This is a genomic window from Leifsonia sp. Leaf264, assembly GCF_001422325.1.
Classification (GTDB): domain Bacteria; phylum Actinomycetota; class Actinomycetes; order Actinomycetales; family Microbacteriaceae; genus Orlajensenia.
This window is the reverse complement of sequence record NZ_LMMR01000004.1, coordinates 125434-138843: the sequence shown is the minus strand read 5'-3', so window position 1 is coordinate 138843 and position 13410 is coordinate 125434. Positions and strand designations below refer to the sequence as shown.

Sequence of the window (13410 nt, the reverse complement as noted above, 5' to 3'; positions counted from 1 at the left end):
GGTTTCCCCTGTGGTCAGGTCGTGCTGTCTCGTGCCCCGTCCTGGGGCCACACGGCCACACGGTAGGACTCCGACGTGGCCGCGAGATGACGGATGGTGACCACGAGGTGAAGGACGGATGGCCGTTGCGCGGACTGGCCCCTCGGGCGGGAAATCGGCGCCGGCGCCTGCCTAGACTCCCCTCGTGCACAATGATCTGGAGGAGCTCGTCAACGGCGTGACCACGGTGCGGTGGAACCCGGTGCGCCGTGCCGATCCCGGTTCTGATGAGGGCGCGGAAGAGGGCGCGGGTGATGCCGCACACGTGCCGCCGCACGGCCGCGCCGTCGCCAACTTCGGCGATCTGCTGGGCCCGCTGCTGGTCGAACGGCTGAGCTCCGGCATCGTCGACCCCGACCCCGTGCAGCGCCGTCGCGTGCTCTCCGTCGGCTCGGTCCTCCACTTCGCCCGCCACGGCGACATCGTCTGGGGCACCGGCGTCAACGGCAAGGTGGTCGACCAGCACCTGCCGACGACGCTCGACGTGCGTGCAGTGCGAGGTCCGCTCACCCGGGGCGTCCTGCTCGCCCACGGGATCGAGACGCCCCCGGTCTACGGTGACCCGGTTCTGCTCCTCCCCCGCCTCTGGCCCGAGCTGCTCGACTCGACCCGGTTGAAGACCCGAGAGCTCTCCGTCGTTCCGAACCTCAACGAACTCGACCGCTTCGGCACCGGCTCCGAGGTGCTCTCCCCGCTGCGAGATCCCTGGGTCGTGATCCGCGACCTCGCCGCCAGCGAGTTCGTCACGGGCACCTCGCTGCACGCCCTGGTGATCGCGGATGCCCTCGGCATCCCGTGCCGCCCGATCGTGCCGGCCACGGAAGACCCGTTCAAGTACATCGACTACTACGCCGGCACCGGTCGCACCGGCATCAGGTTCGCGACGTCTCCGGCGGAGGCGCTCGAGCTCGGTGCGATCGATGCGCCCGAGGTCGACCTCGACCGGCTGCTGGTGGCGTTCCCCGGCGATGCCTGGGGAGCGACTCCGGATGCTCCCGGCGGCCGACCGCGCGACTTCATCGCCCTGCACACGGCCGGCCTCGAGGCGCTGTCCTCCGGTGCCGCGGTCCCTGCCGAGGAGACGCCCGAGGAATCGGCCGCCCATCGGCGCGCACAGGCGCTGTCACGTCTCGAGCCGCTCGCCCACCGCGCCGCCGGGTTGACGGATGCCGAGCTCCGCGTCGCCGTCGCTTCGGCATCCGCGGCCGGTGCCGATGCACCGCTCGCGGCAGTCTCCGACCCGCCGCTCGATGCCGCGACGCCCCGCTTCCACTCCGAGGCCGCGGGCCTCGCCACCCGGTCGGCCGGCGAGCAGCGTCGACGGTCAGGCAGCCACGCGATCGGCGAGCGAACCTCCGCGCTGGCGCCCGATGCCGCGGGCACGCCAACTGCAGCCGGCACCGAGTGCCTGCTGAGCGTCATCATCACGACCCACGACGTCGTCGCGTGGATCGGCGAGACGCTGGCGTCGGTGCTCGCCCAGGACGTGCCGGGCATGGAGGTGCTCGTCGTCGACGACCACTCCGTCGACGGCACGCGGGACGCGCTCCTCGCCGTCGCCTCGACCGACGACAGGGTGCGCGTGATCGACGCCGTCACCCGCGGCGGCGCCAACGCCCGCAACGTCGGCATCGACAACGCGGCCGGACGCTTCCTGATCTTCTGCGACGGCGACGACATCGTGCCCGACGGCGCCTACGCGGCCCTCGTCGCCTCGCTGGAGGCATCCGGCTCCGAGATCGCGTTCGGCGACTATCTCAAGTTCTCGCCGACGCGAACGTGGCGGCCGACGCAGAACTGGCCGGCCTACGCTCGGGCCCGCACGGCGTTCTCGGCCGAGCAGGTGCCGTCGATCCTGCGGGGTCGCGCCTGCTGGAACAAGGCCTTCCGCACCGACTTCTGGCGGGCGACCGGCATCCGTTTTCCCGAGGTGCCCCGGTCGAACGACATCGTGCCGATGATCACCGCCTATCTCGCCGCCAACACGATCGATGTCGTCGACGACGTCGTCTACCTCTACCGCGAGCGCCCTGGTGCCAGCTCGATGACGTCGAAGGCGTCGTCGGCGACGGCCATCATCAGCTACCTCACCCAGGAGCTCGAGTGCGCCCGCCTGATCACCGCCACGCAGTCGCCCGCCCTCGTGATCGAGTACGGCTCTCTGGTCTTCGAGGCCGATGGCTGGGTGCACATCGAGAGGTTCCTGTCGGCCGCCGATCGATCGGCCGACGAGTCCTCCGAGATCGCCGCGCTCGTGCGCGCGCTGGCCGACCTGCTTCCTGCGGCCTCCTTCCGCAGGATCCCGGTGACGAGGCGGCTGGCGCTCGCCTTGGTCACCGAGGGTCGGGTCGACGAGGCCAGCCGGATGCTCGGGACCCTCTCCGGCACCGCCGCCGCCCCTGCCTCCGCCCCCTCCTCTGCACAGCGCGGCGATGGCGGAGCTGCCGCGCTCTGGACTGGCGTCGTCGAAGCACTGAGCCTCTCGAACGATCTGCGGATGCCGCCGTTCGCCGAGTTCGGAGCACGGCTGGTGGTACCGGCCATTGCTCGGGCCGTGCGCGACGGAGACGACGATGGGCGAGCGGATGCCGCCCTGCTGCGTCTCATCCGAGCCGTCGACGGGCAGTCCGATGCGGCATCCGGCGCCGCTCTCCGCAGCATTCCGGAGCTCGCCGACCTCGAGCTCGACGACCGCGGCCTCCTCGAGAAGATCAGGGCCTCCCGGGCCGCTCGGGTGCGGATCACCTCGGTCGCCCCGAGCAGCACCGGGCTCGACCTGCACGGAACCGTCGCGTGCGAGGTCTCAGCGCTCGCTCTGGCGATCCCGGGGCGGCCCGACATCGCCGCGAGTCTGGGCGATGACAATGACACAGACCTCGGGATGCGCTCCTGGACCGCGCGCATCCCGGTCTCCGAGCTCAGCCTCGGCCGGCGCATCGTCGTGCAGGCGGTCGTGCCGAGCGACGACGCGACCGCCGATGCTGCGAAGGCCTGCGGCACGACCGCCATCGCGATCACTGTGCCCGAGGAGACGACGGCGTCGCTGCCCTACGATCCGTATGCCCGCTTCTTCACCGGCCGCGACCCGCTGACCCACGGGCTGTGGGTCGAGAGCCGCAGGCACTGGCTCGTGCGCGGTGGCCTACGCCAGCTGCGCGGTCTTCGCCGTCGCGCTGCCGGCGGCATCCGTCGCGCCTGATCCCTCGAGCGACTCGAGCAGCGCGTTGAATCGTCGAGACACCCGCCACGGCGAGAGCCGCTCGGAGAACTCGGCCATTCCGGCCTCCTGGCGTTCGAAGGCCCGCGGGGCCGCCAGCGCCCGGGCGAGACCGGCGACAGGATCCTCGGCGTCGTAGAAGCGCACCCAGCTCTCGTCGGCGAACTGGGACCGCAGGTGCGTCTCGCCCGGAAGCAGGGCCGGAACGCCGAGCGTCGCCGCCAGGTGCACGCTGCCCGAGTTGAGGATCGACCGATACGGGAAGACGGCGAGATCCGCGGCGTCGAACCAGCCCCGCACCTCGGAGTCGGCCACGAACCCGAAGTCGGCGATCACTCTCAGCCCGTCGGGCAGCGTCTGCTCGATCTCGCGGCGGGCGTCGGCGGTGGCGGCCCCGGCGAGCAGCAGGGTCGGGAGGGTGTCGCCGCGCTCCTGCATCAGCCGCAGGGCGTCGATGAGCGTCGAGAGGCCCTTGTACGGACGCATCTGCCCGAAGAACAGCACGGTGCGCTCGCCGGCCGCCAGGCCGAGCGCACGTCTCGCCGGCTCCCGCGAATCAGCCCGCCCGTAGAGGCCCTGATAGCTGGGGTGCGGGATGACGTGCATCCGATCGAGCCGCAGAGGATAGAGGTCGCCCACCACGTCGGCCGTGCTCTCGGCCATGACGTGAACGGCGTCAGCCGTCTGGGAGAGGAACCGGTTGAGCGCGATCTCGACATCGCGGTAGACGACTTCATGCGGCAGCCTGTTGTGGATCGTCCAGATCAGCCGCCCACCACGCCGCTGGAGCGCCTGCACCAACGTCGTGAACTCGTCGAGACGCCGACGCGCTTCGCCGACGGATGCCGCCTTCTGGCAGATCGGCGAGGTCCAGTGCACGTGCAGCACGTCGCCGCGCCCGAGCTCGGGCACCGCGGCCTGCAGCGAGTCCCACGTGGTGATGCCGGTGTACCCCCGCCCCTGTGCCCTGGGAGCGAGGTAGAGCAGGTTGAGATAGGGGTTGTCGCCCCAGGCAGGGAACACCACCACTCGGTTGCGTTGCTTCACGTGCCTCCTTGTGCTCGACGACTGGCGACTCTAGAGACTTCCAGTTACGAGGAGACGCACGTGCGATGAACGACCTATGACGCCAGGTCGCGCCCGACCGAGAACTTGCCGCAGCCAGCGGGTGCTCACGGTCGGAGATGGCTGGCCGACGACGCCTCCGGCTCTCGTTCATCAGAGATGTCGCTCTGTGAGGCCTGCCGGTCGAGCACCGTCGACAGACGACCTTGCGCCTTCCCTCCCCTGTGACTCAAACGACGAGGGCAGCCGAGCACTATTTCTTTGACTTACCGGTGGCGCGTCCGACAGCGTTGGCGAATCTGACTGCCCGCCGAGACCGTTCGGTGGCAAGCTCGTGCTCCAGACCCTCAACGCGGGACTTCAGATCCGTTGTAGTTTCCACAGCAGCTGCGGTCGCGCGCGATCCGGATACCACCTCCGCCGCGAGCTTGTCGCGTTCTGCTCGGAGATCGCCATTGGCTTTCTCGAGCCATCCCGTTTTGATCTGGAGCTGCCCCAACGTATCCGCGACTCGGGTGATTGATTCGACCTCACGGCTCCAGCCTTCGGGCGCGAGCTCGTCGACTGGTGACAACCCATCGGGGCTTGTCCATTCGCCGCCTCGCATGGCGGAGACGATCGCGTCCCACCATCTGTTCTGTTCTGCCAAACGCAGGGGAGCCACCGTGCTCATGTGGGCCGCGAACTCGCCCTGGTGAGAAAGGACGTCGTCAACGACTTCATTGAGGGTTCCCTGGAGCCACGCGGCGGTTGGAACCACGTAGGGCTGCATGCCAACGTTGTCCAGCGATCCACGCATCCGCACGGATGAGTAGTAGCTCAGTGAGATCGCTATCGACGGCTTCCCCGCGAACGGCCCGAAGACGGTCGGGTGGTAGCGAGTCGACAACGAGAATTCTGCACGTGCGGACAATGCGATCGCCTCCCCCGCAGTCATCATGTCGAGGTTGATCAGCCTTCCGGACGTGCTGGCAGCGACGATGGAGTCGTTCGCGAGTTGATCGCCGTTCCGGACACTTCGGTCCAAGGATCCGGCGTGCGGGACGAGAAGCACATCGACGTCATGCTTCGCGGCGATCTCGTCCAATGACTTTGCAATCTGCTTGTGGTAATCAGCGGCAGACAGACCCGAAGTGCCCGGGTGGGCAGTGAAACTCCCCACGATGTATCGATCGCTTGTCCTGACCGCGGCCGCTCGTGCGAACTCGGCGTCCGAGGGTGTGAGCATCATCGCGTCGTCCATGGTGTGAACGACTCTGTCCGTGGTTCCCCCCAATCCGAGCAGCAGCTTCAACGTGTGCGCTTCTCGAGCGCCGAAGCACGTTGCATAGTCGACGATCTCGCGGACGAGCGGGAGGTCGATCTCACGCAGCATGGGCCCGACGGTCTGGCTCGACACAAAAACCGGCCGACCGAAGTGCCGTGCGATTCGAACCAGTGCCGCTCGCTCGAAGAGATGATTCACGTGCTGCGAGTTCAGATTGCCGCCGCCTGCGATCAAGACGGCATCCACGCTGGCAACCGCGTCGACGACGTTCGTCGGCTCGCCGTCGGCGACTGTATGACTGGGGAGAGAGTCAGTGATCTCGCGAAGCTTCCGCTCCATGCGGCCACGATCCCACGCTCCCGCGAACCCGATCCGGGGTACAGCCGGGAGTCCGTACATGGCAGTGGCGACCGAGGGCTTTCCTGCGATCAACGTGATGTCATCGATACCACGCTGGCGCAACATCTGGATCGCAGCCTCAGTCATGGCCTCGTCACCCAAGTGATAGAGCTGCTGCCAGCCGATGTCACCAATGACCAGTACTCGCATGTCAATTTCCGCTTTCATCCCTGCACACCCTCGGATTCCGCCCGGGTGGGCAAAGATGCGCGATTGAAACTGTACTGAACTCGCGCCAATCTGCCGATTCCCTGTCATGGCGGTGAGAATCCGGACGCGACAGCGTCAGTTAGAATCCCAACGGCGTTCTGCGCCGATTCCTGAGGGGGCGTTTTTGCTGAAAGTATCCCGGCGTCTGCAGCCGGTGTTCGACGTACTGGTGCATCCACGGCACCTGGCCTATCGCGAGTCGACCCGCACCGGGCTCAACTGGGCACGGGGAATCGCCTATCGCGCCACCCCCACCGGGCGAAGCCGAGTTCCGGGCCTGCTGAGCATCGTCGTTCCCGCCTTCGGCGTCGAGGACTACATCGAGGAAACGCTGCTTTCGCTATCGCGTCAGAACTATCGTCGGATCGAGATCATCGTTGTCGATGACGGCTCGCCCGACCGGAGCGGCGAAATCGCTCGCCGCTACGCAAAGCGCGACCCCAGAGTGCGCGTGTATCGGCGTGAGAACGGTGGTCTCAGTGCCGCCAGGAACACGGGGATCGAGCACGCACGCGGAGAATTCCTGACCTTCATCGACAGCGATGACACGGTCGATCGTCACGCGTTCTCGCAGGTGATCGCCGCGCTCAGGAAGTCAGGCTCAGACTTCGCGGTTTCGCCGTACCGCCGTTATTTCAAGGGAAGCTATCCGGCGGCGGCGAGCTGGATCCGCTCGGCACATCGACGTACGCGTCTCGGGGAGACACTCGAGTCGTTCCCCGAAATCCTGGTCAATGCGGTGGCCTGGAGCAAGGTATACCGGCGGGAGTTCTGGGACGAAGCTGGATTCTCCTTCCCGGTCGGGCTTCTCTACGAGGACCAGGCCATATCCACCGCGGCTTTCGCTCGCGCCAAGAGCTTCGACGTCATGTCGCGAGTCAGTCTCAACTGGCGCATTCGAGACGATCAGAGCTCAATCTCCCAGCAGGCGACACGCGAGAAGAACATTTCCGACCACTGGCGGGCTGTGCGCGAAACCCTCGACATCCTCGAGGCCCGCGGTCTGGACTCGGCGCGGAGTGTGCGCGTGAGCCAGCTCATGAGCAATAACCTCGCCGAATTCCTCCCCGCGATCCGCGCAATGGATGACGATGCCTGGGACTCTTTCGTCGGATTCGTTCGTTACCTGCGCGACCAGGCGAACAGTCCTGAGGTGTGGCGCAGTGTCGACTCTCGAAACAAGGTGATGATCCATCTCGTAGCTCAGGGAAATCGAATCGCTGCGCTGGAATTCCTCGAGCGTGGGGGATGGAATCGCAACACGTTCCCGGGATCGGTGGTCGGTGATGCAATCGTTGCGCAGCTTCCGTTCCACGAACTCGCAGGGGCGGAGATCCCGGCCGAGGCATTCATGCTCTCGCCCCGCGAATCGTACGCCCGGTCTCGTGTCGAGCGGGTCTACAGACGCGACGGCAACCTTGTTGTTGAGGCATTGGCGTACATCGACGGTGTCGACCCCTCGACTACTCGATATGACGTGTGCGCCGAGCTGGTCTTCGACGACGGAGAACAGAAGATCCCACTCGATTCAGTCCGTTTCCGCGATGAGTATGCGATCCGGTGGGACACACGTCCCTATGCAGATATGAGCGAGTCGTTCATACGTATCAGCGTCCCGCTCGACCTCTTGGCTGAGCGGCCCGATGACTATTGGATCGACGTACGGATGAGCACGGGAGAGCTCATCCGCGAGACTGTCGTCCGCTTCGAGCAGAGGCGCGAACTGCCGGCGGCATTCGAGGTGAAAGATGGGCGGCTCCTGGATGTTCTGCCTGGTCCGCGGGGAAGACTCGTCGTCCGCGTTGGCGACGTGCGGGCGCGCCTGATCACCGCGCAGGCGAAGGATCGCACCATTGCCCTCACCGTCGTTGGGGAGAATCTTCACTCCGTTGTCGCCGTTTATGAGCCGGATAGGTTCGGTCTGCAGCGCGCTAAAGCGCGATTCGTGCAGACGGCCGTCTCCGGTCAGTACGACGCAGTGATCACTCTCCCGCCCGAGCCCAACGTCGCAATACGTCGGTCCTCCCGCGACAACCGACGCTGGCGGTTGGAGGCTCGCGACCGTGACGGCCAGCTGCACACGATCTCGGCGCCCGAGCTTCCCCTCAGCAGTATGGGCATTTCGAACGCCGTCGTGCCCCTTCGCCGTGCGAATGCATCCCTCACGTCTCGCCCGGCGCGGCGGTATCCCGATGGCTCTCGGTCGCCGAACGGCACGGGCATCATCATCGCCGAGCTCGATCGCACCCTGACAGTGTTCGGTTGCTCCGTGACAGACGAGGGCATCGTCTTCAGTATCGCCGTTCGTGGTGTCGACATCAGCGATCTCGAAATCAGCATGTACGGACGTTCGACATCGCATGCCATCGCGATCACGAGCCACGACGGGGATACGCATGAGGCATTCTTCTCGACGACCCAGCAGTTGTGGGGACTCGATTGGAACGCTGTCGCATCCGGCTTGTACACGCTGCGTGCACAAGCGCATGGCTCGCCGCTGTCGATCGTTTACGACCAGGCCTTCCGCATTTCTGGAACAACCGTCGCTCGCACGCCGGATCATCTCATCAGAATCGAGGCCCAGACGATCGGCCCCATGGAGGTCAAGCTCGAAGCTCCGTTGGCGGACGATGAGCTCGGCGGCGGCAATCGGGCTCGGCTCCAAGCCTGGTACTCATCGCTGGCGCCGTCCGGTGACCGATCGGTTCTCTTCAGGTCGCTGTACGGGGAGATCGCCAATGACAGTTCACTGGCTGTCCATGAGGAGCTGCGAAGGAGGGGCTCCAAGCTGGACCTGATCTGGGCGGTTCGCGACCGGTCTGTCCGCATTCCGGATGGTGGCCGGGCGGTTATCGAAGGCAGCAGAGAGTATTTCGAGGCGTTCGGCACAGCCGACTACCTGATGGTCAATGTCCATCAACCCGATTGGACTGCCAAGCCGGACGGCCAGATCCTGATCCAGACATTCCACGGCTACCCGTTCAAACTCGCGGGCCGCAGATGGTGGGATCGCTTGGGGTTCTCGGCCGAACGGGTGCACTCCTTCTTCAGACGCGCACAGGAATGGGACTATCTGGTTTCCCCAGCCGCCTATGCAACACCGTTCCTCAAGGAGTTCTACGAGGAGGGTGCGCCCATCCCCGCTGAGATTCTTGAGATCGGGTACCCAAGGAACGACATCCTGTTGTCTGATGACGGGGCCGCCGTCCGATCGCGAGTGAGAGCCAACCTCGGAATTCGGGAAGATCAGACGGCAATCCTCTATGCGCCCACGTTCCGTGACTACATCTCCACCGATGACATGTCGGCGAACATGTTCGAGGCACTGAACTTCGACCTCCTCGCCAAGCAGCTTGGGCCCGATTTCGTGCTACTCGTGCGCGGCCACCCGTTCAACGCACGCGCAGGCACCAGGACCTCGCCTCGGGTCGTGAACGTGACGGATTACCCCGAGATCAACGACCTCATCCTCGCCTCCGACGTCGGCATCCTGGACTACTCGTCGCTGCGGTTCGACTACGCGCTCACTGGCAAGCCAATGGTCTTCTTCGTCCCAGACCTCGAGAGGTACTTCCGCGGTCGGGAGAGTTTCGTGGAATACGCAGAGACGGCTCCCGGGCCGTGGGCACGTTCGACAGACGAGGTCGTCAGGCTCGTCAGGAACCCGACTGCTCTTGCCGAGGCTCACGCGGACAACGTTCTGGTCTTCCGTGAGAGGTTCATGGAGCTCGAGGACGGGCATGCCGCTGCCCGGCTCGTGGACGCGGTGTTCGTGCCGCGCGGCGACGCCTGAATCGACCAAGCGCTCAGCGCCCCGCCGACGCGGCCTCCGCGTCGGCGGATAGACTAACGCGGGCTCATCGCGGCCAGACGTCGCCGCGATCATACCCAGACACGAGAGGAGTCGCAACGTGTCATCCGTTGGACCGAAGAACGTCGCAGTTGTACTGGCCGGAGGCGTCGGCGTACGCGTCGGGTTGGGTATCCCCAAGCAACTCATCCGCATCGCTGGAAAGGCGATCGTCGAGCACACGCTGGAGACGCTGAACGACAATCCCCTCATCGACGAGGTGATCGTGATGATGAACGCCGCCAGCATCCGTGAGCTCGACTACATCCGCGACGACCCCCGGTACGACAAGCTCACCGCAGTGCTCCCCGGTGGCGATTCGCGAAATGACACGACCCAGCTCGCTCTCGCGGCTCTTCCGGCCGATGAGGAGATCAACGTCATATTCCACGACGCCGTGCGACCGTTCATCGATGACCGCATCATCGCCGACTGCGTCGCCGCGCTCGAGAACTACGAGGCCGTCGACACAGCCATTCTCTCGGCCGACACGATCATCGAGGTCGACGAGAATCGGCACATCACCGGGATCCCCGTGCGCTCGACCCTGAGGCGCGGCCAGACTCCCCAGGCCTTCAGGATCTCGGCGATCCGCCGTGCCTACGCGATCGCCGAGGGCGACCCCGATTTCGCGGCGACGGACGACTGCGGCGTGGTGTTCAAGTACACGCCCGAGGTCCCGATCTACGTCGTGGACGGCACTCCGGAGAACATGAAGGTCACCGAGCCTCTCGACATCCACATCGCAGACAAGATCTTCCAACTCCAGACCGAGGATCTCTCGTCCCCCGGCGCCCCGGCGCCCGAGGACTTCGCCGGGAAGACAATGGTCGTGCTCGGTGCCAGCTACGGGATCGGCGCCAGCATCGTCGACGCCGCCCGCGAGTTCGGCGCCGAGGTGTTCGCTTTCAGCCGGTCGACCACCAACACCGACATCACCTCGCGCAAGGCGGTGCGTGCCGCACTGGCGACGGCGTTCGATGCGACTGGACGCATCGACTACGTGATCGTGACTGCCGGCATCCTCTCGATCGCGCCTCTCAACGAGACGAAGCGTCGCGACCTGCGTCGCACCCTCGACGTCAACCTGGCCGCGCCGGCCAAGATCGCCCAGGAGGCCTACAGCTACCTGGAGCAGACGAACGGCCAATTGGTCTACTTCACGTCGAGTTCCTACACCCGCGGTCGCGCCGGCTACAGCCTGTACTCCGCGACCAAGGCGGGCATCGTGAACCTGACCCAGGCGCTCGCAGACGAGTGGGCGGACGCCGGCGTCAAGGTCAACTGCGTCAACCCGCAGCGCACCAGCACCCCCATGCGAACGCAGGCCTTCGGCGAGGAGCCTGCAGGCACCCTCCTCGAGGCGGAGACGGTGGCGAACGTCACGCTCAAGCTCCTGACGACCGACCTCACCGGTCAGGTCATCAACGTCGTGCGCGGCAAGGCTTAGACGGCGGGGACGTCCGAATCACGGGAGGCCTGGGACGCACGCTCGAATGCGGCCAGCTTCTCGACGACCACATCCGTGAGTTCGGCGATGCGCAGGCTGTCGCGGCGCGACTCGTCGATCTCGCGCTTCAGCGAGGCGACGGTCTTCCGCAGGGCGGCGACCTCCTCGCGGAAGGCGTGCACCTCTTCCATGGCGGCCATCGTGTCGGGCGACATCTTCCAGCCGGTGCGGATCATGCGCTTCTTGATTCTGTCTTTCATGATGGACGTGCACCTCTTCTTCGCAGGATGGACTCGAGCACCACTCGTTCACCATAGGGCGTCTGCACGGCGGCCGTCTCGACGAGGTCGAGGTCGAGGTCGTTCTCGAGGGCGAGTCGAAGCAGGTCCCGCATGGGAACGTGCCAGCTCAGGGGATCGACGGGGCTGAAGCCCTCGGCGGAGTCGCCGAAGGCCGTCAGCATCGCTATCGATGCGGGACCGCCGGTTCGACGGACGAACTCCAGCACCGTCAGCCTGTCGCTGTCGACGAGGCCGTCGAGGGCATGGCGCAGGTAGACGTTGACGGCATCGTCACCGGCGAGGAGCTCGACGGTGAGATTCAGCATGTCGCGACGGTCGGCGAGGTTGAGAACCCGGAAGTCGACGTCGACGGCCGCTTCGGCTGCCGCGAGGCGCGCGCGTTCGATCGCGGGCCAGACGTAGTCGAATGCGATGACCCGATGCCCGAGTGAGGCGAAGTACCGAGCGTCGACGCCGTCGCCGCAGCCCACGTCGACGATGAGCGAGTTCGGGGCAAGCCGCGCGGCGAACCGCCGTGCCTGTTCGCTGGCATCGGGGGTCGCACTCGCTGCTGCGGCCGCGTACTCGTCGAGCCACAGGCTGCGGTGAAGGCTGTGCTCGCCGAACCAGTTGTAGAACCGACGACGGGTTGCTTTCGGAGTGCGGAATCTGAACGACGGATCGGGCGACTCCCAGTCGACTCCGTAACAGGCGGCAAGCCAGGCTTCCGGGTCGGCCGGCGCCGGGAGCTCGACGCCACCGAAGGGTTGGGTGCCCAGCGGCAGGATCGCCTCGCGGGGAAGCTCTGCCTGCATGTGGATCGGCTCGAAGAACTCCCCGCCCTTGAAGAACGCGGTGAAGATATCGACGTAGTGGTCGGTCTCCCCGTCGGGAAGCCGGAACAGGACCTGCAGGTGGGCACCGCTGTGGCGGAGCACCTCGAAGCCGCGGGACTGGAGCTCCCTCTCGAGCGTGAAGCTCTCCAGGACGAGGTCTGCCGGATGCGAGTGATCGCTCAGGTACGCCAGGTCGACGTCGTCATCATTCGGCAGGAAGGTGCCGGAGCGAACAGCGCCGAGGAGGGTCCCACCGACGATGAACGTCGGAAGGCCGAAGGACTCGAGGGCGAGGATAACCTCCTTGGTGCTCTCCAGCACTCTGGCCTGGACGTCCCCGGCCGAATCGCCGTCGAAGGTCGCCGACAGCCTGCCCCATTTGTTCACCGACAGACGTCGGCCGGAGTTGTCGGCGACGAGGATGGGGGCCGCGGACGTTCCGAATCGAAGACGCCGATGGGCCAGAGAACGCTCGGTCGCCGTGTCGATGACGACGAATTCGGAGGTGCCGTGCAGGCGTGATCTGAGGGCGGGAGGCCACGGGAGGATGATCGAGCCGCTCCGACTCGTGGCCACGGCATCCGTCGTCTTCGTCGACCAGACGCGATGACCGTCGATGAGGACGGAGATCGTGGGATGGCGCCCAGCGTCGGTTGTCGACAGGTGGACGCCGCGTTGTCCCAGGCTCACGCCCACACGTACCCCCAAGTCACAGACACTTCCAATGCACAACTATAGGACGGCCTCAGCCAGCCCGAACTCGGCCGGCCGCGCTCATGCCCCGACGCCACCGCCG

The 13410-nt window shown here is 65.9% G+C and carries 7 protein-coding genes; 3 read left to right on the top strand and 4 right to left on the bottom strand.

Annotated elements, in window-relative coordinates; translation table 11 throughout:
• Positions 1 to 184 precede the first annotated feature (184 nt).
• Positions 185 to 3238 (top strand): glycosyltransferase, encoded by a 3054-nt coding sequence (locus ASF30_RS06085; protein WP_055903376.1) that lies wholly within the window; start codon positions 185 to 187, stop codon positions 3236 to 3238.
• Here ASF30_RS06085 and ASF30_RS06080 read toward each other — a convergent pair.
• Positions 3182 to 4303 carry a glycosyltransferase family 4 protein gene (locus ASF30_RS06080; protein ID WP_055903374.1) on the bottom strand — a complete coding sequence of 374 codons (1122 nt, stop codon included), beginning with the start codon at positions 4301 to 4303 and terminating at the stop codon, positions 3182 to 3184. The genes ASF30_RS06085 and ASF30_RS06080 overlap by 57 nt on opposite strands.
• A 271-nt stretch (positions 4304 to 4574) precedes the next feature.
• On the bottom strand, positions 4575 to 6155 hold the full coding sequence (locus ASF30_RS06075) for a polysaccharide pyruvyl transferase family protein (protein WP_055903371.1): 1581 nt from the start codon (positions 6153 to 6155) through the stop codon (positions 4575 to 4577).
• A gap of 88 nt (positions 6156 to 6243) precedes the next feature.
• On the opposite strand from ASF30_RS06075, the gene ASF30_RS06070 reads away from it, so the two are divergent.
• A complete protein-coding gene (locus ASF30_RS06070; protein WP_082467514.1) occupies positions 6244 to 9990 on the top strand; it encodes a bifunctional glycosyltransferase/CDP-glycerol:glycerophosphate glycerophosphotransferase in 3747 nt (1248 codons plus the stop codon).
• 118 nt (positions 9991 to 10108) lie between these two features.
• The gene (locus ASF30_RS06065; RefSeq protein ID WP_055903363.1) at positions 10109 to 11497 is read left to right on the top strand and encodes a bifunctional cytidylyltransferase/SDR family oxidoreductase; all 1389 of its coding nucleotides are present in this window, start codon (positions 10109 to 10111) and stop codon (positions 11495 to 11497) included.
• Here ASF30_RS06065 and ASF30_RS06060 read toward each other — a convergent pair.
• Together ASF30_RS06060 and ASF30_RS06055 are read right to left on the bottom strand one after the other, a co-directional pair.
• Entirely contained in the window at positions 11494 to 11757 is a 264-nt protein-coding gene (locus ASF30_RS06060; RefSeq protein WP_055903359.1) for a DUF6752 domain-containing protein, read from the bottom strand. The two genes, ASF30_RS06065 and ASF30_RS06060, sit on opposite strands and share 4 nt — an antisense overlap.
• Positions 11754 to 13304 (bottom strand): class I SAM-dependent methyltransferase, encoded by a 1551-nt coding sequence (locus ASF30_RS06055; RefSeq protein WP_162240727.1) that lies wholly within the window; start codon positions 13302 to 13304, stop codon positions 11754 to 11756. The genes ASF30_RS06060 and ASF30_RS06055 overlap by 4 nt, the downstream gene beginning before the upstream one ends.
• Between the last annotated feature and the right edge of the window lie 106 nt (positions 13305 to 13410).

Excerpts from the sequence above, each read along its gene's own strand:
- ASF30_RS06075 (WP_055903371.1), bottom strand. The coding sequence starts at position 6,155 with ATGAAAGCGGAAATTGACATGCGAGTACTGGTCATTGGTGACATCGGC.
- ASF30_RS06070 (WP_082467514.1), top strand. The coding sequence starts at position 6,244 with ATGGCGGTGAGAATCCGGACGCGACAGCGTCAGTTAGAATCCCAACGG.
- ASF30_RS06060 (WP_055903359.1), bottom strand. The coding sequence starts at position 11,757 with ATGAAAGACAGAATCAAGAAGCGCATGATCCGCACCGGCTGGAAGATG.